The organism is Nonomuraea sp. NPDC002799, assembly GCF_053592075.1.
This window is the reverse complement of record NZ_JBSFVA010000005.1, coordinates 200,259-226,387: the sequence shown is the minus strand read 5'-3', so window position 1 is coordinate 226,387 and position 26,129 is coordinate 200,259. Positions and strand designations below refer to the sequence as shown.

General features: G+C 71.6%; 24 protein-coding genes. 11 read left to right on the top strand and 13 right to left on the bottom strand.

The window, feature by feature from the left end; genetic code table 11:
* The first annotated feature begins 74 nt into the window (after positions 1-74).
* From ACWD0F_RS12505 to ACWD0F_RS12495, 3 genes are all read left to right on the top strand, one after another.
* On the top strand, positions 75-935 hold the full coding sequence (locus tag ACWD0F_RS12505; RefSeq protein WP_449874669.1) for a RecB family exonuclease: 861 nt from the start codon (positions 75-77) through the stop codon (positions 933-935).
* A gap of 80 nt (positions 936-1,015) precedes the next feature.
* Positions 1,016-2,200: a sensor histidine kinase gene (locus ACWD0F_RS12500; RefSeq protein ID WP_449874668.1), complete on the top strand. Its 1,185-nt coding sequence runs from the start codon at positions 1,016-1,018 to the stop codon at positions 2,198-2,200.
* Complete coding sequence (locus tag ACWD0F_RS12495; RefSeq protein WP_449874666.1) at positions 2,197-2,880, top strand: response regulator; 684 nt, start codon at positions 2,197-2,199, stop codon at positions 2,878-2,880. The genes ACWD0F_RS12500 and ACWD0F_RS12495 overlap by 4 nt, the downstream gene beginning before the upstream one ends.
* Before the next feature lie 19 nt (positions 2,881-2,899).
* Here the strand turns inward: ACWD0F_RS12495 and ACWD0F_RS12490 are convergent, their stop codons facing one another.
* The 8 genes from ACWD0F_RS12490 to metH form a co-directional block, all read right to left on the bottom strand.
* On the bottom strand, positions 2,900-3,919 hold the full coding sequence (locus tag ACWD0F_RS12490) for an ABC transporter ATP-binding protein (protein ID WP_449874664.1): 1,020 nt from the start codon (positions 3,917-3,919) through the stop codon (positions 2,900-2,902).
* The gene (locus ACWD0F_RS12485) at positions 3,916-4,944 is read right to left on the bottom strand and encodes an ABC transporter ATP-binding protein (RefSeq protein ID WP_449874662.1); all 1,029 of its coding nucleotides are present in this window, start codon (positions 4,942-4,944) and stop codon (positions 3,916-3,918) included. The genes ACWD0F_RS12490 and ACWD0F_RS12485 overlap by 4 nt, the downstream gene beginning before the upstream one ends.
* Positions 4,941-5,954, bottom strand: coding sequence for an ABC transporter permease (locus tag ACWD0F_RS12480; RefSeq protein WP_449874660.1), 1,014 nt, complete (start codon positions 5,952-5,954; stop codon positions 4,941-4,943). The genes ACWD0F_RS12485 and ACWD0F_RS12480 overlap by 4 nt, the downstream gene beginning before the upstream one ends.
* A gap of 93 nt (positions 5,955-6,047) precedes the next feature.
* The gene (locus ACWD0F_RS12475) at positions 6,048-7,820 is read right to left on the bottom strand and encodes an ABC transporter substrate-binding protein (protein WP_449874658.1); all 1,773 of its coding nucleotides are present in this window, start codon (positions 7,818-7,820) and stop codon (positions 6,048-6,050) included.
* Positions 7,821-7,877: 57 nt separating this feature from the next.
* Positions 7,878-8,876, bottom strand: a complete 999-nt coding sequence (locus ACWD0F_RS12470) for an ABC transporter permease (RefSeq protein WP_449874656.1) — start codon at positions 8,874-8,876, stop codon at positions 7,878-7,880.
* A 334-nt stretch (positions 8,877-9,210) separates the two neighbouring features.
* Positions 9,211-9,705 carry a cellulose synthase gene (locus ACWD0F_RS12465; protein WP_449874654.1) on the bottom strand — a complete coding sequence of 165 codons (495 nt, stop codon included), beginning with the start codon at positions 9,703-9,705 and terminating at the stop codon, positions 9,211-9,213.
* 95 nt (positions 9,706-9,800) lie between these two features.
* On the bottom strand, positions 9,801-10,445 hold the full coding sequence (locus tag ACWD0F_RS12460; RefSeq protein WP_449874652.1) for an HAD family hydrolase: 645 nt from the start codon (positions 10,443-10,445) through the stop codon (positions 9,801-9,803).
* A gap of 107 nt (positions 10,446-10,552) precedes the next feature.
* Complete coding sequence (gene metH / locus ACWD0F_RS12455; RefSeq protein ID WP_449874650.1) at positions 10,553-14,017, bottom strand: methionine synthase; 3,465 nt, start codon at positions 14,015-14,017, stop codon at positions 10,553-10,555.
* Between the two features lie 101 nt (positions 14,018-14,118).
* Here metH and ACWD0F_RS12450 point away from each other — a divergent pair, with 101 nt between their 5' ends.
* The 3 genes from ACWD0F_RS12450 (at position 14,119) to ACWD0F_RS12440 (ending at position 16,480) form a co-directional block, all read left to right on the top strand.
* Entirely contained in the window at positions 14,119-14,577 is a 459-nt protein-coding gene (locus tag ACWD0F_RS12450) for a universal stress protein (protein WP_449874648.1), read from the top strand.
* Positions 14,578-14,907: 330 nt separating this feature from the next.
* The gene (locus tag ACWD0F_RS12445) at positions 14,908-15,762 is read left to right on the top strand and encodes a PAC2 family protein (protein WP_449874646.1); all 855 of its coding nucleotides are present in this window, start codon (positions 14,908-14,910) and stop codon (positions 15,760-15,762) included.
* 166 nt (positions 15,763-15,928) lie between these two features.
* A complete protein-coding gene (locus ACWD0F_RS12440) occupies positions 15,929-16,480 on the top strand; it encodes a hypothetical protein (RefSeq protein WP_449874644.1) in 552 nt (183 codons plus the stop codon).
* On the opposite strand, the gene ACWD0F_RS12435 is transcribed toward ACWD0F_RS12440, so the two are convergent.
* Positions 16,381-17,163 carry a sirohydrochlorin chelatase gene (locus ACWD0F_RS12435; RefSeq protein ID WP_449874642.1) on the bottom strand — a complete coding sequence of 261 codons (783 nt, stop codon included), beginning with the start codon at positions 17,161-17,163 and terminating at the stop codon, positions 16,381-16,383. The genes ACWD0F_RS12440 and ACWD0F_RS12435 overlap by 100 nt on opposite strands.
* Positions 17,160-18,326: a uroporphyrinogen-III synthase gene (locus tag ACWD0F_RS12430; RefSeq protein WP_449874640.1), complete on the bottom strand. Its 1,167-nt coding sequence runs from the start codon at positions 18,324-18,326 to the stop codon at positions 17,160-17,162. The genes ACWD0F_RS12435 and ACWD0F_RS12430 overlap by 4 nt, the downstream gene beginning before the upstream one ends.
* 199 nt (positions 18,327-18,525) lie before the next feature.
* Between ACWD0F_RS12430 and ACWD0F_RS12425 the strand changes: the two genes are divergently transcribed.
* Positions 18,526-19,041, top strand: a complete 516-nt coding sequence (locus ACWD0F_RS12425) for a peptide deformylase (RefSeq protein WP_449874638.1) — start codon at positions 18,526-18,528, stop codon at positions 19,039-19,041.
* On the opposite strand, the gene ACWD0F_RS12420 is transcribed toward ACWD0F_RS12425, so the two are convergent.
* From ACWD0F_RS12420 to ACWD0F_RS12410, 3 genes are read right to left on the bottom strand one after another with little or no spacing between them, the layout of a single operon-like run.
* Complete coding sequence (locus ACWD0F_RS12420; RefSeq protein WP_449874636.1) at positions 18,977-19,258, bottom strand: WhiB family transcriptional regulator; 282 nt, start codon at positions 19,256-19,258, stop codon at positions 18,977-18,979. The genes ACWD0F_RS12425 and ACWD0F_RS12420 overlap by 65 nt on opposite strands.
* 28 nt (positions 19,259-19,286) lie before the next feature.
* Entirely contained in the window at positions 19,287-20,207 is a 921-nt protein-coding gene (locus ACWD0F_RS12415) for a glycosyltransferase (protein WP_449874634.1), read from the bottom strand.
* Positions 20,204-20,794, bottom strand: a complete 591-nt coding sequence (locus tag ACWD0F_RS12410) for a D-glycero-alpha-D-manno-heptose-1,7-bisphosphate 7-phosphatase (RefSeq protein ID WP_449874632.1) — start codon at positions 20,792-20,794, stop codon at positions 20,204-20,206. The genes ACWD0F_RS12415 and ACWD0F_RS12410 overlap by 4 nt, the downstream gene beginning before the upstream one ends.
* A 173-nt stretch (positions 20,795-20,967) precedes the next feature.
* Between ACWD0F_RS12410 and ACWD0F_RS12405 the strand changes: the two genes are divergently transcribed.
* From ACWD0F_RS12405 to ACWD0F_RS12390, 4 genes are read left to right on the top strand one after another with little or no spacing between them, the layout of a single operon-like run.
* Positions 20,968-22,599: a carbamoyltransferase family protein gene (locus ACWD0F_RS12405; RefSeq protein WP_449874630.1), complete on the top strand. Its 1,632-nt coding sequence runs from the start codon at positions 20,968-20,970 to the stop codon at positions 22,597-22,599.
* Entirely contained in the window at positions 22,596-23,762 is a 1,167-nt protein-coding gene (locus ACWD0F_RS12400) for a glycosyltransferase family 2 protein (RefSeq protein WP_449874628.1), read from the top strand. The genes ACWD0F_RS12405 and ACWD0F_RS12400 overlap by 4 nt, the downstream gene beginning before the upstream one ends.
* A complete protein-coding gene (locus ACWD0F_RS12395) occupies positions 23,759-24,937 on the top strand; it encodes a glycosyltransferase family 9 protein (protein ID WP_449874626.1) in 1,179 nt (392 codons plus the stop codon). The genes ACWD0F_RS12400 and ACWD0F_RS12395 overlap by 4 nt, the downstream gene beginning before the upstream one ends.
* Positions 24,934-26,124, top strand: coding sequence for a glycosyltransferase (locus tag ACWD0F_RS12390; protein ID WP_449874624.1), 1,191 nt, complete (start codon positions 24,934-24,936; stop codon positions 26,122-26,124). The genes ACWD0F_RS12395 and ACWD0F_RS12390 overlap by 4 nt, the downstream gene beginning before the upstream one ends.
* Positions 26,125-26,129 lie beyond the last annotated feature (5 nt).

The window sequence follows — 26,129 nt, the reverse complement described above, 5'->3', positions numbered from 1 at the left end:
CTACGCGCCGGTTCAGGTGTTCCTCGTCGTGACGGGAGCCTATTCTGTCGGGGTGTTGACCTAGAGTGCGGTGCATGACGTTGACCGAACCGGTGATCATCGGAGCCCTTTCCCCGTCCCGGGCAGGCGACTTCATGACATGTCCGCTGCTCTACCGCTTCCGGGTGATCGACCAACTGCCCGAGAAACCCTCCCAGGCGGCGGTGCGGGGCACGGTGGTGCACGCGGTTCTGGAGCGCCTCTATGACCTGCCGGCGCCGCGGCGTTCGGTGGCGGCGGCGCTGGAGCTGCTGGAGCCGCAGTGGCAGCGGCTGCTGGCCGACGACGCCCAGTATGCGGCGATGTTCGCCGACGAGACCGAGCAGGCGGAGTGGCTGGCGCAGGCGCGCGGCCTGCTGGAGCGCTACTTCACGCTGGAGGACCCGACGCGGCTGGAGCCCGCCGAGCGCGAGCTCTACGTGGAGGCGGTCCTGGACGGCGGGCTGATGTTGCGGGGCTACGTCGACCGGCTCGACGTGGCGCCGACGGGCGAGGTCCGGGTGGTCGACTACAAGACGGGCAGCGCGCCCGGGCCGGACTTCGAGGCCAAGGCGCTGTTCCAGATGAAGTTCTACGCGCTGGTGTTGTGGCGGCTGCGCGGGCAGGTGCCGCGGCTGCTGCAGCTCGTCTATCTGGGCGGCAAGGGCGAGGTGCTGCGTTACGCGCCTGACGAGTCCGACCTGCTGGCCACCGAGCGCAAGGTGATGGCGTTGTGGGCGGCCATCGAGCGGTCGCTGGAGACGGGCGAGTGGCGGGCGCGCCGGAGCCGGCTCTGCGACTGGTGCGATCACCAGGCGCTGTGCCCGGAGTTCGGCGGCACGCCGCCGCCGGTGCCCGACCGCCAGCCGGGCGACAGGGTGCGCAGCAACCGCCGCGCGGCCACCGACGAGCTCTGACCGCACCGGGCTGCCGCTCGGTCTGCTAATCCTCCCAAGGTAGGAGGTTCCAGGCTCTCACCTGGGCCTACAGTAAAGCGGTGCGCAGAGACCGGACCAGGCTCCATGACACGGTGCTCGCCGTTGTGGTGGCCGCGGCGTCGGTGGCGCTGTTCATCCTGTACAGCCCCGACCGCCTGCAGTCCGAGGGGCTGCCGGTGACCGGGATGCGGGCGCCCGACCCGCTCGGTGCGGCGCTGGTGCTGCTGGCGTGCGCCCCCGTGGCGGTGCGCCGGCGGTGGCCGCTGGCGGCGCTGTGCGCGGGGCTGGTGCCACAGACGCTGCTGGCCGCCCTCGGCTACGGCACGGGCCTGTCGGGCCTGCCAGGGCTGGTGCTGCTCTACACGGTGGGCTCCTACCGCGGGCTGGCGGTGGCGCTGGGCGCGCTGCTGCTCTCGCTGGCGGCCTACGTGCTCGGCGCCTTCACCGGCCCGGTCAGCGCGGCCGGCGCGGCCGGCTGGCGCGAGCACGTCGTGGTGGCCGTGGTGCTGGTGGCGGTCTGGGGCGGGGGCCGCAGCCTGCGGTTGCGGCGGGCGTACCTGGCGGAGTTGCGGGATCGGGCGGAGCGGCTGGAACGCGCGCACGCCTCCGACACCCGGGCGGCGCGGGCCGAGGAGCGTTCGAGGATCGCGCGGGAGCTGCACGACGTGGTCGCCCACCACGTCAGCGTGATGACCGTGCAGGCCGCGGCGGCGCGGCGGGTGCTGAGCTCCGATCCCGACCTGGCGCGCGAGGCGCTGTCGGCGATCGAGCACACCGGCCGGATGGCGATGACGGAGATGCGCAGCATCGTCGGCGTGCTGCGCGCCGACGCCCGGGCCGAGCTGGGCCCGCAGCCGAGCGTGCGGGACCTGCCGGCGCTGGCCGAGCAGATGCGCGAGGCGGGCCTGCCCACGCGGTTACTGGTCGAGGGCGAGCCGCGGCCGCTGCCCACCGGGGTGGACCTGGCGGCCTACCGGCTGGTCCAGGAGGGGCTGACGAACAGCCTGCGGCACGCGGGCGCCGGAGCCCAGGCGGTGGTGACGGTGCATCACGAGGCTCATGAGCTGAACGTGGGCGTGCGGGACGACGGGCGCGGGGCGGCGGAGGGTGCCATGCGGTCAGGGCATGGTTTGGTGGGCATTCGCGAACGCGTGGCGCTCTATGGTGGAATCCTCAGCATCGGTCCGCTGCCGGGGGGCGGTTTCGAGGTGCGGGCGAGATTCCCGTTGAAGGACGGCCAATGACGATCAGAGTGCTGCTGGTGGACGATCAGCCGCTACTGCGCACGGGGTTCCGCCTGATTCTGGAGGCCGAGCCCGACATCACGGTGGTGGGCCAGGCCGGCGACGGCAAGGACGCGCAGGAGCAGACGCGGGCGCTGCTGCCCGACGTCGTCCTGATGGACATCCGGATGCCCGGGGTCGACGGCATCGAGGCGACCCGCAGGATCGTGCGGGAGGCGGCGCCGTCGGCGCACGTGCCGAAGGTGCTGGTGCTGACGACGTTCGACCTCGACGAGTACATCGTGGAGGCGCTGCGGTCGGGGGCGTCGGGGTTCCTGCTGAAGGACGTGCCGCCCGACGAGCTGGTGCAGGCCATCCGGGTGGTGGCGGCCGGCGACGCGATCGTGGCGCCGAGCGTCACGCGCCGGCTGCTGGACCGGTTCGCCAAGCGGCTGCCGTCGGCGTACGAGCAGGCCACTCCCGCCCGGCTCGACCGGCTGACCGAGCGGGAGCTCGAGGTGCTGCGGCTGATCGCCAAGGGCATGTCCAACGCGGAGATCGCGGCCAAGCTCGTGGTGAGCGAGACGACCGTGAAGACGCACGTGGGCAACGTGCTGACCAAGCTCGGCCTGCGCGACCGCGTGCAGGCCGTGGTCCTCTCCTACGAGGTCGGGCTGATCACGCCGGGCGCCTTATCCTGACGTGCTCAGCCAGACGTGCTCATTCGGACGTCGCCTCGGCGGGGGCGGGGGTGGGGGCGTTCTCCGGGAAGTGGCAGGCCACGCGGTGGCCGCCGGCCAGCTCTTCCAGGGGCGGCTCGACGGTCTTGCAGATCTCCTGCGCCTTCCAGCAGCGCGTGTGGAAGCGGCAGGCGGGCGGCGGGTTCAGCGGGCTGGGCACGTCGCCGGTGAGCCGGATGCGGTCGCGGTCCCGGCGCGTCTTGGGGTCGGGCACCGGCACGGCCGACAACAGCGCGTTGGTGTAGGGGTGCATCGGCGCGCTGTAGAGCTGCTTGCGCTCCGCGACCTCGACGATCTTGCCCAGGTACATGACGGCCACCCGGTCGCTGATGTGCCGCACCACCGACAGGTCGTGGGCGATCACGACGTAGGTCAGGTCCAGCTCGTTCTGCAGATCTTCGAGCAGGTTGACGACCTGGGCCTGGATCGACACGTCGAGCGCGGAGACCGGCTCGTCGGCGATGATCAGCTTGGGCTTGAGCGCGAGCGTGCGGGCGATGCCGATGCGCTGCCGCTGCCCGCCGGAGAACTCGTGCGGATAGCGGTTGTAGTGCTCGGGATTGAGCCCGACCAGGGCGAGGATGTCCTGGACGGCCTTCTTGACGCCGTGCTCGGTCTCGACGCCCTGGATCCGGAACGGGGCGCCGACGATGGCGCCGACCGTGTGACGGGGGTTGAGCGACGAGTAGGGGTCCTGGAAGATCATCTGCATGTCGCGGCGGAGCGGCCTGAGCCGGCCCTGCTTCATGTGCGTGATGTCCTGGCCCTCGAAGATCACCTTGCCGGCGGTCGGCTCCAGCAGGCGGGTGACGAGGCGGCCGGTGGTGGACTTGCCGCAGCCGGACTCGCCCACCAGGCCGAGCGTCTCGCCCTTGAACACGTCGAAGCTGATCCCGTCGACCGCCTTGACGGCCCCGATCTGCCGCTTGAGCAGGCCCTTGGTGACGGGGAAGTGCTTCTCCAGGTTCTGCACGGAAAGAAGCGGCTCGTTGTCGGTCACTGAGTCTCCAGCACAGGCTTGATCTCGTTCTCCCACAGTGCCCGCCGCTCGGCCCGCTCCAGATGGCAGCGCACCAGGTGGCCGCCCTCGGTCTCGGCCAGGGCTGGCACCTCGGTCTTGGCCTTGCCCTCGGTCTTGTCGGCGTAGGGGCAGCGGGGGTGGAAGGCGCAGCCCGGCGGCACGTTGATCAGGGACGGCGGGGAGCCCTTGATCGGCAGGAGCCGCTCGGTGGGCTCCCGGTCGAGGCGGGGCATCGATCCCAGCAAACCCCACGTGTAGGGGTGCTCGGGACGGTAGAAGATGTCGTCGGCGGTGCCGTACTCGATGCACTTGCCGCCGTACATGACGAGGATGTCGTCGGACAGCTCGGCCACCACGCCCAGGTCGTGGGTGATGATGATCAGCGCGGAGTTGAACTCGCGCTGCAGGTCGCGCATGAGGTCGAGGATCTGGGCCTGCACGGTGACGTCGAGCGCCGTGGTGGGCTCGTCGGCGATGAGCAGCTCGGGGTCGTTGGACAGGGCCATGGCGATCATGGCGCGCTGCCGCATGCCCCCGGAGAACTGGTGGGGGTAGTCGTCGACCCGGCGGGCGGGCTCGGGGATGCCGACGCGGCCCAGCATGTCGACCGCGTGCTTGCGCGCGACCTTCTTGCTGACGTCGTGGTGGATGCGGTACGCCTCGATGATCTGGTCGCCGACCGTGTAGTACGGGTGCATGGACGACAGCGGATCCTGGAAGATCATCGCCATCTTCTTGCCGCGGAGCCGCCGTACGTACTCGTTGCTCGCGCCGACCAGCTCGGTGCCGTCGAGCCAGATCTCGCCCGAGATGCGGGCGTTGCCGCCCTTGTGCAGGCCGAGGATGCCGAGGCTGGTGACGCTCTTGCCGGAGCCGGACTCGCCGACGATCCCGAGCGTCTTGCCCCGCTCCAGCCCGAACGACAACCCGTCGACGGACTTGACCAGGCCGTCCTCGGTCGGGAAGTGGATGCGCAGGTCCTTGACGTCGAGGTAGGAACTCACGACAGCCTCACTCTCGGGTCGACCACCGCGTAGAGGAGGTCCACGACCAGGTTGGCCACGACCACGAACAGGGCGGCGAGCAGCGTCACGCCCATGACCGCCGGCAGGTCGTTGTTGGAGATCGCGTCGACGGCGTACTTGCCGAGCCCGTTGAGCGAGAACGTGGTCTCGGTCAGCACGGCGCCGCCCATCAGCAGGCCGAAGTCCAGGCCGAAGACGGTGAGCAGGGGGGTCAGCGCGGCGCGCAGGCCGTGCTTGACCACGACCTTCCGCTCGACCAGGCCCTTGGCCCTGGCGGTGCGGATGTAGTCCTCGCCCATGGTCTCCAGCATGCCGGCCCTGGTGAGCCGCGCGTAGGTGGCGGCGAACAGCAGGGCCAGCGTTATCCAGGGCAATATCAGGTTGTAAGCCCATTGCGCGGGATTGATGGTGATGTCGGTCCAGGCGCCGCCCGGGGCCGTCCAGCCCAGGCCGTAACTGAAGATCGTCAGCGCGATCATGCCGGTGAAGAAGATCGGCAGGGAGACTCCGGCCAGGGCGATGCCCATGGCCGATCTGTCGAAGAAACTGCCGCGGCGCAGAGCCGACAGCACGCCCGTCGCCACGCCGCCGAGCGCCCACAGGATGGCCGCGCCGATGCCGAGCGATAGGGTCACCCTGGCGCGGTCGAGCAGGTTGGGCCAGACCGGCTGCTGGGTGATGAAGGAGTAACCCAGGCAGGGCGCGGGGCACCGCTCCACCGACGTGCCGGTGTCGTAGTCGGCCCCGGCCACGATGCCCTTGACGAACCGCCCGTACTGCACGGCCAGGGGGTCGTAGAAGCCGAGCCGCTGCGCGACCAGTTTGATGGTCTCGTCACTGGCCGTCCTGCCGACGTACCGGGCCGCGAACCCTTCGGGGGTCGCGCCGGCCAGGCGCGGCACCAAGAAGAAGATCGCGAAGGTGACCATGCTGACGATGAGCAGCATCGCCGCGGCGCCGATCACGCGCCTGATGATGTATGTGACCACTGTGCCCGGCTCCAGCCGCCGGCCCGGTGCGGGATTCGCCCGTACCGGGCCGGCGGCCTGCTGCCTTCACCTGCCAATCTCAGTGTGTTCCAGTTACTGCTGGACGCCCAGGCCGACGTAGTCGTACATCTGCTGGGAGTCACTGATGAACACGTTCGTCAGACCCTTGCCGCGCAGGAAGAGGGCCTTGCCGTACGTGCTGGGCATCGTGACGGCCTCCTCCATGACGCGCTGGTCCACCTGGGCCCACATGTCGCTGCGCTTGGCGGCGTCGGGCTCGGCCTTGATCTGGTCGATCATCTTGTCGACCTCGGGGATCTTGACGCTCAGGTTGTAGTTACCCGCCGCCCTGATGTCCCGGCTGTCGACGATGGCCTGCAGGAAGCCGTAGGTGTCGGGGTAGTCGGAGCCCCAGCCGTTGATGGCCAGGCCGATCTTGTTCTCCTTGACGTAGGCCGGCTTGCCGGCGTACAGCGCGAAGTAGTCGTCCTGCGGGTACGGCTTGAGCGTCAGCTTGATGCCGACCTTGGCGAGCGACTGCTGCAGCGACTCGGCCGCGGCCTTCTCCTTGGGCCGCTCGGTGCGGTAGGAGATGTTGGTCTCGAAGCCGTTGGGCTGACCGCACTTGGTCAGGGCTTCCTTGGCCTTGGTCACGTCGCCCTTGTCCTCGGGCGTCTTGTAGAGCGTGATGTCCTTGTGGCCGGCCATGCTCGGCGGGATCATGCCGGTGGCCAGGATGCCGCCGGTCTCGCCGCCGTAGGCGCGCAGGAGGCTCGTACGGTCGGCGGCGAACTGGACGGCCTTGCGGCACTCGATGTTGTCCAGCGGCGCCACGTCGGGAATGACCGAGGTGTACCAGGTGCGCTGCTGGCTCGGGTTGTCCGTGCGGGCCTGCAGCGCGGGGTCGCCGAGCACCTTGGGCAGCGCGGCGGCGCTGATGCCCAGGGCGTCGACGGCGACCTGGATGTCACCGGAGATGATCCGGTTGTCCAGGTCGTCGGCGTTGACCTTGGTCTGGACCTCGATGCGGTCGGGCAGCGCCGGCCGGTTCGGGTCGGTCGCCGCGTCCCACTGGTCGTTGCGGACCAGGGTGAAGCCCTTGCCGACCTCGTTCTTCTCGAACTTGTAGGGGCCCGTCGAGACGACGTGCTCCTGGTACTTGGTGCCGGTGTCCTTGGCCTGCGGGACCGGCATCGTCATCGGCATCTGCATGATGTAGTCGAACAGGCCGAAGGGCTGGTTGAGGTGGAAGACGATCGTCTGGTCGTCCGGCGTCTCGATCGCCGAGGAGAGGTCGGCGTCCTTGTCCTTCAGCGCGCCCTTGTAGTCCTTGGGCCAGGCGAGCAGCGCGTTGAGGTAGGTCGGCCCGTTCGGGAAGACCTCCTTGTCGAACTGGCGCGCCACGGCGTAGGCGACGTCCTTGGAGGTGACCGGAGTGCCGTCCTCGAACTTGACGCCCTTGCGCAGGGTGTAGGTCCAGGTCTTGGCGTCGTCGCTGGACTTGCCCAGGCTCTCGGCCAGGTCAGGGACGAGGGTGTTGCCGTCCTCGCCGGGGGCGGCCTTGAACATCAGCAGCGCACGGCCGTACAGGCGGGCGAAGTTGAGCGCGTAGCCGTAGTAGGTGTTGCCCGGGTCGAGGCTGTCCCAGTCGGCCGTGTTCGCCATCTTGAGCGTGCCGCCCTTCTTGTCAGAAGGGTTCCAGATCTTGCCGATCGCGGCGTCGAGCTCGTCCTTGGCGCCCGCGCCCGCCGCCTGCGAGCTGCCGCCTTGACCGGGGGTCTGGGTGGCGTTGCCACCGCAGGCCGACAGGCCCAGGGCCAGGGCCGCGCCGATGGCGGCGGTAATGATGGTGGATCTTCTTCTCATCAAGGTGTCGCACCCCTTTGGATATGGAAGCTGAGAAAGGGAGACGGGGGGAACTGCTCAGCGCTTGCCGCGCGGGTCGAGCGCGTCGCGCAGGCCGTCACCGAAGAGGTTGAAGGCCAGCACGGTGATGAAGATGGCCAGGCCGGGGAAAATCATGAAGTGCGGGATCGTGTAATAACGCGCCGCGTCGGAGAGCATGCCGCCCCAGGTGGGGGTCGGCGGGCGCACGCCCACGCCGAGGAACGACAGCGCCGCCTCGAACAGGATGTTCGACGGGATCAGCAGCGTCGAGTAGATCAGGATCGGCGCGATCAGGTTGGGCAGCAGCTCGCGGAAGATGATGTACGGCCCGCGGGCGCCCAGGCTCCTGGCGGCGTCCACGAACTCGCGCTCACGCAGCGAGAGCGTCTGCCCTCGGATGATCCGGCCCAGATAGGGCCAGTTGAAGAATCCGATGATGAAGATCAGCAGAGCGACTCTGAGCGTGTCGCCCGTCAGGCCGAACGCCTGGTCGGGAATGACGCCGGCCAGCGCGATGGCGAACACCAGGATCGGGAAGGCGAGGAAGACGTCCATCGCCCGGCCGATCAGCGTGTCGACCCAGCCGCCGAAGTAGCCGGCGATCACACCGAGGAGGGTGCCGATCACGACCGACAACAGCGTGGCCAGGAAGGCGATGAGCAACGAGATCCGCGCGCCGTAGAGCACCCGGCTGAAGATGTCGCGGCCGTTGGACGGCTCGACGCCGAACAGGAAGTCGGAGTTGATGCCGCCGAGGGCCTCCTTGGGCGCCATCGACCGGCCGTCGACCAGGTCCTCGTGGTATTCCAGCGGGTCATGGCCCAGCCACTTGACGATCAGCGGGGCGAAGACGGCCACCAGGATCAAGAAGATGATCACACAGGCCCCGGCGATGGCCACCTTGTCGCGCTTCAGCCGGCGCCAGGCGATCTGGCCGAGGGAGCGGCCCTCGATGGCCTTGAGGTCGGTTCCGGCGAGCAGCGTGTCGGACGGGGCCGTCGCCGCCGACTCCGGAACGTCCAGCGGAGCGGTCACGCGATCCCCTCCACCCCTGCCAGCGGCCGCATGAAGCCATGCACCCGCGCGACCAAGGTAGTGCGCATACTTTCCTGGCCCCCTGGATTCCAGACGACGTCTGCCAGCCGGGCGACTGCCCGGATCAGGGTATGACGCCCGTGCTCAGTGAGACCGTATGTCACGGCCCCAGGACGCAGAATGTATGCGCTGAACTGCTATGACCAGCCCTTCGCCCCCTGATGTGGCTCAACTGTGATTGACGCGAAACTCATTCGTATCGATCTTGAGGGGATTGTCTCCCCGTCGTCCCGGTTGCGTCTCGGAACTGTGACAGAGCTCTCGAACACCCGGATCAACTGATGCCGCGGCGCTTGAGGAGGTCCTCGATGTCGGAGAAGTCGTCCTCACCCTTGCCGGCCTTCGGCGCCGTCACGGCAGGCCGCGTCTGGCCGGCGGCGGCCGGCTTGTTCGCCGAAGGCTGAACGGGCCGCTGCTGCTCGGAGTCGCCGGAAGGCGCCTTCTTCTTCTTGCCGCCGGCCAGTTTCCGGCCCCGCAGCACGCCTGAGACGACGAACAGCACCGCCGACAACCCCGCGACGGCCACGCCGATCCACACGGTCGGGTTGAACACCAGGCTCGTCACGAAGCCCACCAGGGTGGCGCCGACGGTCCACAGCGCCTGCAGCGCGCCGGTCAGATAGGCCGCCGCCGGGAGCAGCGCCCACGCCGTCATCCGCAACCCGGCGGTCGCTCCCCTGCGCCTGAAGGCCAGGAAGGCGAGCACCAGCCCGGCGATGCTCACTCCGGCGCACAACGGCAGCCAAGCGATCGTGTTGAAGGTGTCCATGTTGCCGCCCCCTCGTCGTGGCTCCTGCTTTCATCCTGGCACGCGAAGGCGCGTTCGCCTCCTCCGCGAGAACCAGTTCTCCCCTAGGGGAACGCTCAGGAGCGCAGAAGGTTCCTCAGGTCCCCGACCCCGATCTCCGCGAGCGAGGAGATCACCAGGCGCCCTGGCGCCGGCTCGATGGGCAGCAGGCTGGGCACGGCGACCACGGCGCAACCGGCCGCGGTGGCGGCGGCCACGCCGTTCGGGGAGTCCTCCAGGACGACGCAGCGGACCGGCTCCACCCCGAGCAGCCCCGCCGCCGTCAGATAGGGCTCGGGGTCCGGCTTGGTGTGGCTGACGTCGTCGGCGGTCACGATCACGTCGAAGCGGTCCCTGCCGACGCTCTTGAGCGCCGCGTCGGCGATCTCCCTGAGCGACGAGGTGACCAGCCCCACGGGCACCCCCGCCTCCCGCAGGGCGTCGAGCAGCTCGGAGGCGCCCGGCATGACGCGCACGCCCTCGGACAGGCGGGCCACCATGCCAGCGACCAGCCACTCCCGCACCGTCTCCGCGCTCACCGCGGAGCCGGACACGGCCAGCATGTAGTGCACCGTGCGCCCCATCGAACCGCCGACCAGATGCGCCTGGTGCTCGGCCGTCCACGCGCCGCCGAGTTCGGCCATCACCTTGGTCTCGATCTCCAGCCAGACCCGCTCGCTGTCGATGAGCAGCCCGTCCATGTCGAAGAAGACCGCTTCCATGCCTTGCCCCCGTATCCGTAGTGCGTTCCGCCATTGTCGCCGCCCAGCGGTGAACGGCGGGCGGCGGGGGCCTGGTCGTGACGCTTCGGACAGCGGGCGCCGAGGTGTCAGACGTTGAAGTATTTGGCCTCGGGGTGGTGGGCGACCAGCGCGGACGTGGCCTGCTCGGGGTGGAGCTGGAACTCCTCCGACAGCGTCACCCCGATGCGCTCGGGGTCGAGGAGCTGGAAGAGCTGCACCTGGTCCTCCAGGTTGGGGCAGGCCGGGTAGCCGAAGGAGTAGCGGCAGCCCTGGATGTTGACCTTGAGCATGTCGTCGAGCGACTCATCGCCGCCGATGCCCCACTCCGAGCGCACCCGGGCGTGCCAGTATTCGGCCAGCGCCTCGGTGAGCTGCACCGACAGGCCGTGCAGCTCCAGGTAGTCGCGGTAGGCGTCCTTGGCGAACAGCTCGGCCGTGGCGTCGGAGATCTTGGAGCCCATGGTGGCCACCTGGAAGCCGACCATGTCGACCTCGCCGGAGTCCTTGCCGCGGAAGAAGTCGGACAGGCACAGGTGACGGTCGCGGCGCTGGCGCGGGAAGGTGAAGCGGGTGCGCTCGTTGCCACCGTCGTCGAGGATGATCAGCGAGTCGCCGTCGGCGACGCACGGGAAGTAGCCGTAGACGACGGCCGCCTCCAGCAGGCCCTCGGTCTGCATGCGCTCAAGCCACATGCGCAGCCGGGGCCGCCCCTCGGTCTCGACCAGCTCGTCGTAGCCGGGCCCGTCGCCGCCCCTGGTGGGCTTGAGGCCCCACTGGCCGAGGAAGAGCGCGCGCTCGTCGAGGAAGGCGGAGTAGTCGGCCAGCGAGATGCCCTTGACGACGCGGTCGCCGGAGAACGGCGCGGCCGGCAGCGGGTTGTCGGCGGCCACGTCGGAGCGGGACGGCAGCTCCTCGACGGGGGTGCGCTCCAGCACCGCGCCGGTCTTGACCCGCCGCTCGCGCAGCGGCGGCAGCGTCGCGCCCGCCACGCCGCGCTTGACGGCCATGAACGCGTCCATCAGCCGCAGCCCCTCGAACGCGTCGCGGGCGTAGCGCACCTCGCCCCCGAACAGCCCGGCGAGGTCCTGCTCGACGTAGGCGCGGGTGAGGGCGGCGCCGCCGAGCAGCACCGGGTAGCGCTCCGACAGGCCCCTGGAGTTCATCTCCTCCAGGTTCTCCTTCATGATGACCGTCGACTTGACCAGCAGGCCGGACATGCCGATGACGTCGGCCTTCTGCTCGTCGGCGGCCTCCAGGATGGCCGAGACGGGCTGCTTGATGCCGAGGTTGACGACCTGGTAGCCGTTGTTGGACAGGATGATGTCCACGAGGTTCTTGCCGATGTCGTGCACGTCGCCCTTGACGGTGGCCAGCACGATGCGGCCCTTCGTCTCGCCCTCGACGCGGTCCATGTGGGGTTCGAGGTAGGCCACGGCGGTCTTCATGACCTCGGCCGACTGCAGCACGAACGGAAGCTGCATCTGACCGGAGCCGAACAGCTCGCCGACCGTCTTCATGCCGTCGAGCAGCACCTCGTTGATGATCTCCAGGGCGGGGCGCTGGGCGAGTGCGGCGTCGAGGTCGGCCTCCAGGCCCTTCTTCTCGCCGTCGATGATGCGCCGCTTGAGCCGCTCCCACAGCGGCAGCGCGGCCAGCTCCTCGGCCCGGCCCGCGCGCACGGCGGCGGCGTCGACGCCCTCGAAGAGGTCCATGAACTTCTGCAGCGGGTCGTAACCCTCGCGGCGGCGGTCGTAGACCATGTCGAGCGCGACCTGGCGCTGCTCGTCGGGGATGCGGGCCATCGGCACGATCTTGGAGGCGTGCACGATCGCGGAGTCGAGCCCCGCGTTGACGCACTCGTTGAGGAAGACCGAGTTGAGCACCATGCGGGCGGCCGGGTTGAGGCCGAAGCTGATGTTGGACAGGCCCAGCGTGGTCTGCACGCTCGGGTGGCGGCGCTTGAGATCGCGGATGGCCTCGATGGTCTCCAGGCCGTCGCGCCTGGTCTCCTCCTGGCCGGTGGCGATGGGGAAGGTCAGGCAGTCGACGATGATGTCCTCGACCCGCATGCCCCAGTTGCCGACCAGGTCGTCGATGAGGCGGGAGGCCACCCGCACCTTCCACTCGGCGGTGCGGGCCTGGCCCTCCTCGTCGATGGTCAGCGCGACCACGGCCGAGCCGTGCTCGCGGACCAGGCGCATGATCTTCTGGAAGCGGGAGTCGGGGCCGTCGCCGTCCTCGTAGTTGACGGAGTTGACGGCGGCGCGCCCGCCGAGCATCTCCAGGCCCGCCTGCAGCACCGCCGGCTCGGTCGAGTCGAGCATGATCGGCAGCGTGGAGGCGGTGGCGAAGCGGAAGGCCAGCTCCTTCATGTCGGCCACGCCGTCGCGGCCGACGTAGTCGACGCACAGGTCGAGCATGTGGGCGCCGTCGCGGGCCTGGTCGCGGGCCGTCTCGACGCAGTCGTCCCAGCGGCCCGCCAGCATGGCCTCGCGGAAGGCCTTGGAGCCGTTGGTGTTGCAGCGCTCGCCGATGGCCAGGTAGGAGGTGTCCTGCCGGAACGGGACCGTCTGGTAGAGCGAGGACGCGCCGGGCTCCGGACGCGGCCGGCGGTGCGCGACCTCCTTGTCGCGGACCTGCTCGACCACCTGGCGCAGGTGCTCGGGCGTGGTGCCGCAGCAGCCGCCGACCAGGGACAGGCCGTAGTCGCGGGTGAACGTCTCGTGCGCGCCGGCCAGCTCCTGCGGCGAGAGCGGGTAGTAGGCGCCGTCGGAGGTCAGCACCGGCAGGCCGGCGTTGGGCATGCAGGACAGCTTGAGGCGCGAGTGGCGGGCGAGGTAGCGCAGGTGCTCGCTCATCTCGGCCGGGCCGGTCGCGCAGTTGAGGCCGACGATGTCGACGCCGAGGGGCTCGATCGCGGTCAGGGCGGCGCCGATCTCGGAGCCGAGCAACATCGCGCCGTTGGTCTCGATCGTCACCTGCGCGATGATCACGATGTCGCGGCCGGCGGCCTCGATGGCCCGCCTGGCGCCGACGACGGCGGCCTTGACCTGCAGCAGGTCCTGGCAGGTCTCGATGATCAGGGCGTCCGCGCCGCCCGCGATCAGGCCGGCCGCGTTGTCGCGGTAGGAGTCGCGCAGGCTCGCGTAGGGCAGGTGACCCAGCGTGGGCAGCTTGGTGCCCGGGCCCATCGAGCCGAGCACGAACCGCGGGTGCTCGGGCGTGGACCACTGGTCGGCCGACTCGCGGGCGATCCTGGCTCCGGCCTCCGAGTATTCGAACACGCGATCGGAGATGTCGTATTCGCCGAGGGCGGCGAAGTTGGCGCCGAAGGTGTTGGTCTCCACGCAGTCGACGCCGACGGCGAAGTAGGCGTCGTGCACGCCGCGCACGATGTCGGGCCGGGTGACGTTGAGCACCTCGTTGCAGCCCTCGTGACCGTGGAAGTCGTCGAGGGTCGGGTCCTGAGCCTGGAGCATCGTGCCCATGGCGCCGTCGGCGACGATCACGCGCTGGGACAACACTTCTCGCAAGGACGGGGAGATGCTCATGGGGCAAAGCTTATCCGGTGCTTCCAGGGCGCCGATCTGGGCGTCGCCCGAGCGCTATTCTGCCGACTGTCAATTGAACTCTCCGTCCAATTGGGGTCGCCATGACCTACCGCACCGTGCTCGTCGGCACCGACGGCTCGCCCTCCTCCTTCCGCGCCGTCTCCACGGCCGCCTCCCTGGCCGCCGCGACCGGCGCCACCCTCGTCCTGGCCTGCGCGTATCTGCCCATGCGCGAGAGCGAGCGGGCCGCGGCCGCCGACCGGCTGGGTGATCTGGCGTACAAGGTGGGCGGCTCCACGCCCGCCGACGACGCCCTGCGGGCGGCGCGCGGGCACGCCGCGGCGGCGGGCGCCGCCGACATCGTCCTGGCCGCCGAGCAGGGCGAGGCCGTGGACGTGCTGGTCGCGCTGGCCGGCCGGCACCGCGCCGACCTGCTCGTGGTGGGCAACAGGGGGCTCAACAGCCTGGCCGGGCGGCTGCTCGGCTCCGTGCCCTCCAGCGTCACCCACCGGGCCTCGTGCGACGTCCTGGTCGTGCACACGACGGACGGCAAGTGCTGACCCTGCCGTGACCGGCGGCCGAGCGTCCCGTGACCGGTGGGTTGGAGCGTGCCGTAGTCGCTGGTTGAGCGTGCCGTGACGAGGCGGCGAGCGTGGTGTGACGGGGCGATGAGCCGGACGCCGGCTCGGGGCGCGCGTTTCGCCACGGGCGTACGCGCGGCGTGCACGCGTGCGCGCGCACATCCGCGCACGTGGGACCGCGGGCGGAGACGCGCTGCTGAGCACCGGCACGGCGGGACGGCGCGGCGTGGGCGATCAAGGAGAGATCAGTGACGCCGACGCCTCCTTACCGCATAGGCTTAGCGGGACGATGGAGAGAGGAGGCGACACGTGATAGAGCTCGAAGGGCTCCCCGAGCTCGTAGACCCGGTGCTCATTGCCGCGTTCGAAGGGTGGAACGACGCGGGCGAGGCCTCCAGCGGTGTGATCGCCCATCTCGAGTCCGCCTGGAAGGCCGAGCCGCTGATCGCGCTCGACCCCGACGACTACTACGACTTCCAGGTCACCCGGCCCGTGGTGGAGATGAACGACGGGCTGAGCCGCTCGATCGTGTGGCCCACCACCCGGCTGCTGCGCGCCCGCCCGCCGGGCGTCGAGCGCGACGTCGTGCTGCTGCGCGGCATCGAGCCCAACATGCGCTGGCGCTCCTTCTGCGCCGACATCATCGAGGCCTGCCGCGAGCTCGGCATCGAGCTGGCCGTCATGCTCGGCGCGCTGCTCAACGACTCGCCGCACACGCGGCCCGTGCCCATCCTCGGCGGCGCGACCGACGAGACGCTGGCCCGCTCGACCAACCTGGAGCTGAGCCGCTACGAAGGGCCGACGGGCATCGTCGGGGTGCTGCAGCACGAGTTCGGCGAGGCGGGGCTGGACGCGATCTCGTTGTGGGCGTCGGTGCCGCACTACGTGGCCCAGCCGCCCAACCCGAAGGCCACGCTGGCGCTGCTGCGCCGGCTGGAGGACGTGCTGGAGATCCCGATGCCGCTGGGCGACCTCGACGAGGAGGCCAGGGCGTGGGAGCACGGCGTCGACGAGCTGGCCTCCCAGGACACCGAGGTGGCCGAATACGTCAAGGAGCTCGAGGAGCGCAAGGACGCGGCCGAGCTGCCGGAGGCGAGCGGAGACGCGATCGCGGCCGAGTTCGAGCGCTATCTGCGGCGGCGCGACCGCGACACTGACGGCTGATTTTGAGGATTAAATCCAACAATTGGCCATCTTTTCCGCAATAATCAGGGACAGTAGAAACTTGCACGAAGCTCGGACTCCTGACCCCGCACGCTGATCGATAGGTGAAACCCTCCGGCTTCGCGCCGTGTTGCCTGCTCGACTGACCGCGCACGTTAGGCACGCCATGGCGACGTCTCACATTGATCCGCACCAGAGCCAGGACACCAGGCGGCGCATCCTGGAGATGGCCGTCTCGCTCAGGGACGACCATTCCGGCGGCCCGGTGGACCACTTCCTCGTGCTGCTGCAGGACCGGCTCCCGCTCTGGCTCAGCATCCTGCACGATCTCTCCCGCCGTATCGGGAAGGGGAAGGTGTCGGACAACCTGCTGCCGGTGGCGCGAGCGGGCATCGACTACTACATGGAGGTGCAGGGGGCGGCCCTGCCCGCCTTCACCTCACCCAGCGTGACAGTCCGCTTCCGCCAGGCCATCCGCGACACCGGGCTCGGACCCCCCACGGAGGTCGCGCCGCTGGCCGCCTACCTGGCGGCCGAGCAGCGGCTGGGGCGGGTGGGGGCGAGCGTGGACCCGGAGGCGAGCGCGCGGCTGCTGATCGCCGGGTGCTTCCACCGGGCCTACATCGAGATGTTCGTCGGCGCCGACGCCGGACCCACGCGGGAGACCAGCGCACGGGAGATCGTGCGCGAGTTGCGGCTCGAACCGCTCGCCGCCTGACCGCGCCGGGTGCGCAGGGCTTCGTCGTAGCGGTGCCAGATCAGCGCCGCGACGTCCGGATCGGCCCCCAGCGGCTCGCTGACCAGCCCTGCCCCGGCCGCGCTCAGCCGCTGGTGGAAGAAGCCGGGAGCGAGCACGTACGAGGCGACGGCCACGCGGGCGGCCGGGGTGGAGCCGAGCCGCTCCATGGCCTCCTCCAGCGACGGCGTGCCGGCCGAGGCGAAGGCGGCCGTGACCGGGCGAGCGAGGCGTACCGCGAGCCGGTGGGCGGCGGCGCGCACGTCGGCGAGGGCGGCGGGGTCGGAGGAGCCCGCCGCGCCGAGCACGACCGCGTCCGTGGCGCGCAGTCCCGCCCGCGCCAGCTTGCGGGCCAGCGCGGACGTCAGGAGCCCGTGCGGCCCGAGCCAGCCGGCCACCACCGCGTCCGGGCGGCACCCGGCGATCACTTCCGGCAGGTCGATGTGCACGTGGTAGCCGCCCGCCAGCAGCAGCGGGACGACGACCACCGGGCCGGCCACGGCGGGCAGCACCTCCGACAGCAGCGGCGAGCTGATCTCCAGGTAGCTCAGCTCGACCCGCTGTCCTGGACGGGATCGGCGGACCGTCTCCGCCAGGGCGGACAGGGTCCGCTCCCCCGCGGCGCTGCGCGTGCCGTGCGCGGCCAGGACGAGCGTGGGCGTCACAGACCCGCCTCGTAGCGGCAGGCCAGCCGATAGCCGCGTTTGACCACGGTCTCCACGATGCCGCCCGGCCCGAGGGCGCGGCGCAGCCGGGTGATGGCCATCTCCACGGCGTGCTCGGCGGAGTCGCGGGCGACGCTGCCCGGCAGCACGGTACGCAGGTCGGCCCGGGACACCACGTGCCCCGGCTTCTCGGCCAGGCGCTTGAGCACCGCCATCGGCGCGGGCGGCAGCGGCCGCAACTCGCCGTCCACGACCACCGCGTGACCGCGGATCTCCAGCCGGTGATCGCCGGCCTCAAGACGGGTGACGCCGTGCTCGGGCAGGTGCCGGGCCAGCGCGCGGGCCAGCGCGCCGAGCCGCGAGCGGTCGGGCTGCAGCGTCGGCACGCCGCGCGAGGTCAGCGGGTCGGCGGTGACGGAGCCCACGCAGGCGGCCACGACGGGCCCGCCGAACGCGGCCAGCAGCGCGTCCTCCAGCCCCTCCGCGCGGGCGGCGCCGAGCATGGCGTGCACGGCGGGCGCGCTGGTGAAGGCGACGGCGTCCACGGAGCCGGAGATCGTCTGGCTGATCAGCCGGCGCAGGGGTGAGATGTCACGGTAGGGGAGCCAGCGGTAGACCGGGATCTCGATCACCTCGGCCCCGGCCTGGCGCAGGTCGGCCACGAAGTCGCTGAGCGGCTCGCCGTGCTGCTGCACCGCGATGCGCCGGCCGTGCAGGTCCTGGGCCAGGAGATACTCCTTGACCTCCTGGCACGACTCGGTGGCGGGGGTCCAGTGGTCGTTCAGCCCGGCGGCGCGTACCGCTCCCCTGGCCTTGGGGCCGCGGGTGAGCAGGCGGGCGGCGGCCAGGTGCTCGCCGAGGTCGCCGGACAGCCCCCAGCCCTCGGCCGCGGCCATCCAGCCCCGGAAGCCGACTCCGGTGGTGACGACCACGTCGTCGATCGGCCGCTCCAGGCTGCTCCTGGTCGCGGCGAGCAGGTCGGTGTCCTCGGCCAGGGGGACGAGCCGGATGGCGGGGGCGCTGACCACGCGGGCGCCGCGCCGCTCCAGCAACGCGCCGAACTCCTCGCGCCGCCTCGTCGCGGTGACGCCGACGGTGAACCCGGACAGGGCGTCGGGCGCCGTCTCCGGGGAGAAGCCGCCCTCCAGGGGAAGCGCGCTCATACCCATACCTCCAGGTAGTCAAAGATGCCTGGCCGGGCCCCGAGCACCCGGCCAGGCATCACAGGCGCGTGTGACGCAAGTGAGAACACCCTCCGATACTGCTTTCAGGGGGTTTCGCTCCTGGGTCTCTTCTGTTACCGCTGTGCTACAAGGCAGAGGCTTCTGGGTTGGCGGCGTGCGGTCCTGGGAAACCTTCAGCATGACCAGGCTGCCAATCGGGGAGTTGCGGGTGACGGTCCGGCCTATTCGCATGTTCGACGATCCGGTGCTCCGCTCAGTGGCGGAGCCGGTCCATGACTTCGACCGCGACCTCCGGCGGCTGGTCAAGTCGCTGACGGCGACGATGCGGGCGGGAGCGGGGCGGGCCGGGCTGGCCGCGCCGCAGGTGGGCGAGCCGGTCCGGGTGGTGGTCTACTCCTACGACGGCAAGTCCGGCCATCTGGTCAATCCGCGGCTGGAGCTGTCGGAGCGGCGGATCACGGCCGACGAGGCGTGCCTGTCGGCGCCCGGCCTGTGGTGGCCGCTGGAACGTTCTTACCTGGTGACGGCGCGCGGCCGCGACATGTTCGGCAAGCCCGTGACCGTGCGGGCGCTCGGCGTGCTGGCGCGCGTGCTGCAGCACGAGGCCGACCACCTGGACGGCGTGCTGTTCAGCGATCACCTCGAAGCGGCGGAGCGGGAACGTTTTCTCGCGGAGGTTCTGGCGACGAGCTGAGCTCCCGGCGCTGCGCGGCGTCGGTGCCGCCCCACACGCCGTAGGCCTGCCGGGTGTCCAGCGCGTACGACAGGCACGGCTCTCGCACGGGGCAGCCGCCGCACACCTGTTTGGCCTGCTGGACCTGCGACTGGCTCGGCCCATCCATGGAGATGGGGAAGAACAGTTCCGGGTCCAGGTCGAGGCAGGCGGCCCTGCGGGTCCAGTCGAGCATCATCTTGACCGCCTACCCATGACTCGTTGTGTCATACCTCGTCGAGCAGCCGATCCCAGTCCGTCAGGAACCTGCCGAGCCCGTACCGCGCCAGGGCCGCGGCCCGCGCGGCCTTGCCCGCCTGGGCGGCGCTCTCGGGATCGGCCACGTACGCGTGCAGCGCGTCGGCCAGCACGCCGACCTTGGTGGACAGGACTCCGGCCTCCGGCGGGACGGCCTCGACGGCCTCGGTGGCGGCCAGCGCGACGACCGGCAGGCCGAGCGCCATGGCCTCGATGAGGGCCAGGCCGAGCGAGGTCCAGCGGTAAGGGTGCAGGTAGACGCGGCGCCGGGCCAGCTCGGCGTGCATGACGTGCTGGGGCAGGTCCTCGTAGGTGCCGTACGGCAGCCCGGCCACCTTCATCCCGAACACGTCGAGCGGCACCCGCTCGGCGAAGCGCGGCAGCAGGTCGGTGCCGGCCACCCTGGCGCGGCGCACCGGCTCGTTGACCACGACGCCGGCCCTGGGCAACTCCCCCGTGTAGAGGTGGCCGGGGTCGGGCACGCCGTGCTCGATCACCCGGGTGCGCGCCGTGCCGTTGTCCCAGTAGAGCTCGTTGAAGTGGGTGACGTGCACCAGCGTGACGCTGCTCTGATCGGCCAGCGGATGCCGGGTGCGGGGCACGTCCCCCGCCGGGGTGTTGTGCTCGACGTACACGCCGGGCACCTCGCGGCCGAGCCATTCGCGGGCCAGGGCGGCCTCGTTCGGGCGCTGGTAGACGGCCACGTCGATGTCCTCGTGGCGCAGCCGGTCCCAGGGCACCTCACGGGCGGCGGCGGGCCAGTCGAAGGTCCGCGCGCGTCCCCGGCCGTCGGGACCACGACCGGGGACGAGCGGCAGCACGTACTCGTGATCCCCCCGGATGAACGAGCTCGTCCACGAGCCGTGCACGTGCCAGAGGAGGATCCTCACCAGCGGCTCCAGCCCATCGCCCGCGCCCAGGGCGCCGCGACGGCCGGCACGGGCCCGTCGGCGTCGCTGAGCACGCGGTCCACCACGTCGGTCAGGTCCTCGGCGACCTCGGCGGCCTGCTGGATCTCCTCCCGCAGCGTCTCCTGGGTCGGGACCAGGATGCCCCGGGCGCCGGCGGCCCTGGCGGCCTCCATGTCCCTGCCGATGTCGCCCACGACCACGCAGTCACGCGGGCTGACGTCGAGGACGGCGGCGGCCCTGATCACGAGTCCGGGGGCGGGCTTGCGGCAGGTGCAGCCGTCGGCGTCGTCGTGCACGCAGATCGCCCACGCGTCGAACGGCCCGAGCAGCTCCTCCACCTTGGCGTTCACCTGGTCCATCTCGTCCGGGGAGACCAGGCCCTTGGCCACGCCCGACTGGTTGGTGACCACGGCCACCGGCACGTCGGCGCGCCGCAGCCGGCCCAGTGCCTCCATCGCGCCCGGCATGGGCTCCACGAGCCGGGGATCGCCGTTGTAGGGCACATCCCTGATCAAGGTCCCGTCCCGGTCGAAGAGCACCGCGCCGGGACGTCGCTTTTCGAACACCTTTCACCTCCGTCGCGTGTCCGGCAGCTACCCGGGGGCAATCCCGACAAACAACTACTTACAGTGATCAATCCCTGACGAGAAAGCAGGTTCTCGCAGTTCAGGAAGGTGCCGGATGTTTGAGAAGCGCTCCTCTCGGTAGCGGTTCCCGACATCTGCTGGGGGAGGAACCGATGAAGTTTCTGGGCATCAACGCGATCTTCCACGACCCGGCCGCCGCGCTCGTGGTCGATGGCAAGGTCGTCGCCGCGGCGGAGGAGGAGCGCTTCAGCCGCCGCAAGCACGGCAAGCGCCCGCTGGCCTTCTCCGCGTGGGAGCTGCCCGAGCAGGCCGCCGCGTGGTGCCTGCGCGAGGCGGGCCTCTCCCCCGAGGACCTCGACGCCGTGGCCTACTCCTACGACCCGTCGCTGGTCGTGCGGCGGCCGGAGGGCGACTGGGAGGACCTGCGCACCCGGTACGCGGTGCGCGCCCCCGCGTTCCTGGCCACGGCGTTGCCGGGGCTGGATCCCGGGCAGGTCCGCTACGTGCCGCACCACGTGGCGCACGCGGCCTCGGCGGGGCTGGCCTCGCCGTGGCGCGACTGCGCGGTGCTGGTGTGCGACGGCCGCGGCGAGAACGTCTCCCACCTGGCGGGCCGCTACCGCGACGGCGAGCTGGAGGTGCTGGCGGAGCAGGAGCTGCCGCACTCGCTCGGCCTCCTGTACGAGGACGTCACCGAGCACCTCGGCTTCCTGCGCTCCTGCGACGAGTACAAGGTGATGGCGCTGGCCTCCTACGGCCGGCCGCGGCACCTGGAGGCGCTGCGCGAGGTGATCTACCCGACCGGGGACGGCGGTTTCCACGTCCAGCCGGTCGACTGGAACGGCTACGCCAAGCGCCTGAAGAGGGACGAACCCTGGACCTCCGACCACGCCGACCTGGCCGCCAGCGTGCAGGCGCGGCTGGAGGAGGTGCTCCTGGAGCTGGCGGCCTGGTTGCACGAGCGGACCGGGGAGCGGCGGCTGGCGCTGGCCGGCGGGGTGGCGCTGAACTGCGTGGCCAACACCAGGCTGCTGGCCGAGGGGCCGTTCGACGAGGTGTGGGTGCAGCCGGCCGCGGGTGACTCGGGCACGGCGCTCGGCGGGGCGCTGCACCTCGCGCAGGCCCATGGCGAGCCGGCCGCGCCCATGCCGGGGGCCGCGCTCGGGCGCGGGTTCACCGACGAGGAGCTGGCGGCCTGGCTGGAGGTGGCCCGCGTGCCGCACACCCGGCCCGCCGACCTGGCCGCCGCCGTGGCGGCCGAGCTGGCCGCCGACCGGATCGTGGCGTGGTTCCAGGGACGCTCGGAGTTCGGGCCGCGCGCGCTCGGGCGGCGCTCGCTGCTGGCGCATCCGGGGCACGCGCGCAACACCGAGCGGCTCAACGACGTCAAGGGGCGCGAGCAGTTCCGGCCGATCGCGCCGATGGTGCTGGAGTCGCGGGCCGGGGACATCTTCGGGCGCGGCCCGCTGCCCTCGCCGTACATGCTGTTCGTCCACGACGTGCGGCCCGGCTGGGTGGCGCGGATTCCCGCGGTGGTGCACGTGGACGGGACGGCGCGGGTCCAGACCGTGTCGCCGCTGACCGAGCCGCTGATGGCGCGGGTGCTGAGCGAGTTCGAGGCGCGGACGGGACTGCCCGTGGTGGTCAACACCAGCCTCAACACGGCGGGGCGGCCCATGGTCGACGATCCGCGCGACGCGCTGGAGTGTTTCGGGTCCTCGCCGGTGGACGTGCTGGCGCTGGGGCCGTACCTGGTGCGGCGCGGGGAGGTGTTCGCCTCGTGATCACCGTGGTGATCCCCACCATCGGACGGCGCACGCTCGCCGGCACGCTGGCGGCCGTCGGCGCGGGCGTGCCGGTGATCGTGGTCGACGATCGGAAAGTCGGTGCTCCCACCAGGGCGGACGGCTCAGGAACGGGTATGCCCTTCGTGGGCGGCGGCGCTCGCACGAAGGAGCACGATGTGCGGCTGCCTGTCTTCTCCGACGACGTGCCCGGGCACGTGCGGATCGTCCCGTCCGGGGGCCGGGGGCCCGCGGCGGCGCGCAACGCCGGCTGGCGGGCGGCGGACACGCCCTGGGTGGTGTTCCTCGACGACGACGTGATCCCGTCGCGGGGGTGGGCCGAAGCGCTCTGGAAGGACCTGGCGGACCTGCCCGCCGACGTGGCCGGCAGCCAGGGGCGCATCGAGGTGCCGCTGCCCCCGGGGCGGCGGCCCACCGACGGTGAGCGGCACACGGCGGGGCTCGCGGACGCGTCGTGGGTGACGGCCGACATGGCCTACCGGCGCGGGGTGCTGGAGTCGATCGGCGGGTTCGACGAGCGGTTTCCGCGCGCGTACCGGGAGGATGCGGACCTGGCGCTGCGGGTGACGCGGGCGGGGCACCGGCTCGTCAGGGGCGAGCGGGTGACGACGCATCCGGTGCGCGCGGACGGGTTCTGGGCGAGCGTGCGCTTCCAGCGCGGCAACGCGGACGACGCGCTGATGCGGCGGCTGTACGGGGCGGGGTGGCGGGCGGCCATCGGGGGCGCGCGGGGGCGGTTGCGGGCGCACGCGGCGACGACGGGCACGGGACTGGCGGGGGTCGCGCTGACGGCCGCCGCACTCGGCACCCGCGCACTCGGCACCCGCGCGCTGGGCTGCCGCGCGCTGGGCTGCCGCGCGACCGGCACTCGAACAACGGGCTCCCGCGCGCGAGGTGCCCGCGCCGTGGGCGCGCGGGTTCGCGCACGGCCCGGCGGGGCGGCCGGCGGGCCGGCGCTGCCCGTGCTGGCGGTGCTCGCCGGGGCCGTGTGGGCGGCGATGACCGCCGAGTTCGCGTGGCGGCGCATCGTGCCGGGGCCGCGGACCCCGGCCGAGGTGTTGCGGATGGTCGTCACCAGCGTGGTGATCCCGCCGGTCGCCTGCGTGCACCGGCTGCGGGGGGAATGGAGGGTGCGGCGATGAGTGGTCGCCTGCGGAAAGCGGTGGAGTGCGGCGAGGGCCCGCGCAGACCGGCGGGCCGCGTCTCCGCCGGCCGGACCGCCGGGAAAGGGGCCGGCCAGACCGCCGGGAAGGACGCAGGCCGGACCGCCGGGAAGGACGCCGGAGGCCGCGGCCGGGTGCTGGTGGCGCGCCTGGACGACGCCGGCGACGTGCTGCTGGCCGGGCCCGCCGTCCGCGCCGTGCGCACACTGGCCGCGGAGGTCGTCTTCCTGGCGGGCCCGAACGGCGCCGCCGCCGCCGCGCTGCTGCCCGGCGTGGACCGGGTGGCCGAGTGGCGGGCCCCGTGGATCGACCACACCCCGCCGCCCTTCTCCACGAGCCAGGCCGCCGGCCTGGTGAGCAGGGTCCGGGGCGTCGACGAGGCGATCATCCTGACGTCCTTCCACCAGTCCGCGCTCCCCCTGGCGCTCCTGCTCAGGCTGGCCGGGGTCGGCCGGATCAGCGCGATCAGCAACGACTACCCGGGCTCCCTGCTCGACGTCCGCCACGTCGTGGACGAGAGCGTCGACGTGCCGGAGGCCGAGCGGATGCTGGCCGTGGCGCGGGCGGCCGGGTTCGAGCTGCCGGCCGGCGATGACGGCACACTCGCTGTTCAGCGGCCACTGCCGGATATCGGCGCGATTTGCGGGCATTTCCTTAAAGCTGGCGCTGGAGCCGGCAAAGGCGCGTATGTCGTGGTGCACCCCGGGACGTCAGCCCCCGCCCGCACCTGGCCTGCCGAGCGGCATCGGCAGGCCGTGCGGGAGCTGGCCGAAGACGGGCACCAGGTCGTCGTGACCGGCACCGAGCGAGACCTCACCGCCTATGTGGCCGGCGACGTCGCGGCCGACCTCGGCGGCGAGACCACGTTCGCCGAACTGGCCGCCGTCATCGAGGGCGCCAGCGTCCTCGTGGCCGGCAACACCGGCCCCGGGCACCTGGCGGCGGCGGTCGGGACACCGGTCGTGAGCCTGTTCGCCCCCGTCGTCCCGGCGGCGCGGTGGGCCCCGTACGGCGTGCCCGCGGTGCTGCTGGGCGACCAGGAGGCGCCCTGCCAGGGGAGCAGGGCGCGCACCTGTCCGGTGCCCGGACACCCGTGCCTGTCCCAAGTGACAAGTGAGCAGGTGGTCAAGGCAGTGAGGGAGCTGACTCAGTGAAGGTCGATCTCATCTCCGAGCACGCGGATCCGCTGGCGGCGGTCGGCGGCGTCGACTCAGGCGGCCAGAACGTGTACGTCGCCGCGCTCGCCGTCGCGCTGGCCGGACGCGGCCACACGGTCGTCGTCCACACCCGGCGCTCTTGCGAGTCCCAGCCCGACTCCGTGGCCATGGCGCCGGGCGTCACGATCGAGTACGTCCGGGCGGGCCCCGCGGCCCGGGTCCCCAAGGACGAGCTGCCACCGTACATGCCGGAGTTCACCGAACGGCTGGCCGACCGCTGGGCCGTGCGCCCGCCGGACATCGTGCACGCGCACTTCTGGATGAGCGGGCAGGCGGCGCTGCAGGCGGCCGAAGGGGTGCCGGTGGTGCAGACCTTCCACGCGCTCGGCACGGTCAAGCGGCGCTGGCAGGGCGAGGCGGACACCAGCCCCGCGCACCGGATCGACACCGAGCGGGAGGTCGGCAAGCGGGCCGACGCCGTGCTGGCCACCTGCAGCGACGAGGTGAGCGAGCTGTGCGCGATGGGGATTCCCGAGCAGCGCATCGCGGTCGTGCCGTGCGGCGTGGACCTGGCGGCGTTCTGCCCCGAGGGCCCTTCCGGGCCGCGCCGGGCGGGTCAGACGATCCTCAGCATCGGCCGGATGGTGCCGCGCAAGGGCGTCGACACCGTGATCAGGGCGCTGCGCCAGCTCCCCGGCGCCGAGCTGGTGATCGCGGGCGGCAGCGCGGACGACGCCGAGGAGAGCGCCCGGCTGCGCGAGCTGGCCGGGGCGTACGGGCTCGACCACCGGGTGCACGTGATCGGCGGCGTGCCGCGCCACCAGGTGCCCGCGCTGATGCGCTCGGCCGACGTCGTGGTGACGGTGCCGTGGTACGAGCCGTTCGGCATGGTGCCGGTGGAGGCCATGGCGTGCGGCGTGCCGGTGGTGGCCTCGGCGGTCGGCGGGCACCTGGACACGGTGGCCGGCGCCGGCCTGCTGGTGCCGCCGCGCCGGCCGCGCGCGCTGGCGAGGGCGCTGAAGGATGTGCTCGGCAGCCCGGAGAGGCGGGCGGCGCTCGGCGCCGCGGGCGCGCTCCGGGCCCGGGAGCGGTACGGCTGGCCACGCGTGGCCGAGCGTACCGAGGCCGTGTACACGCAGGTCATCGACGGCAAGGTGTGCCGTCTGGCCGCTCTGGGGGGCTGATCAGC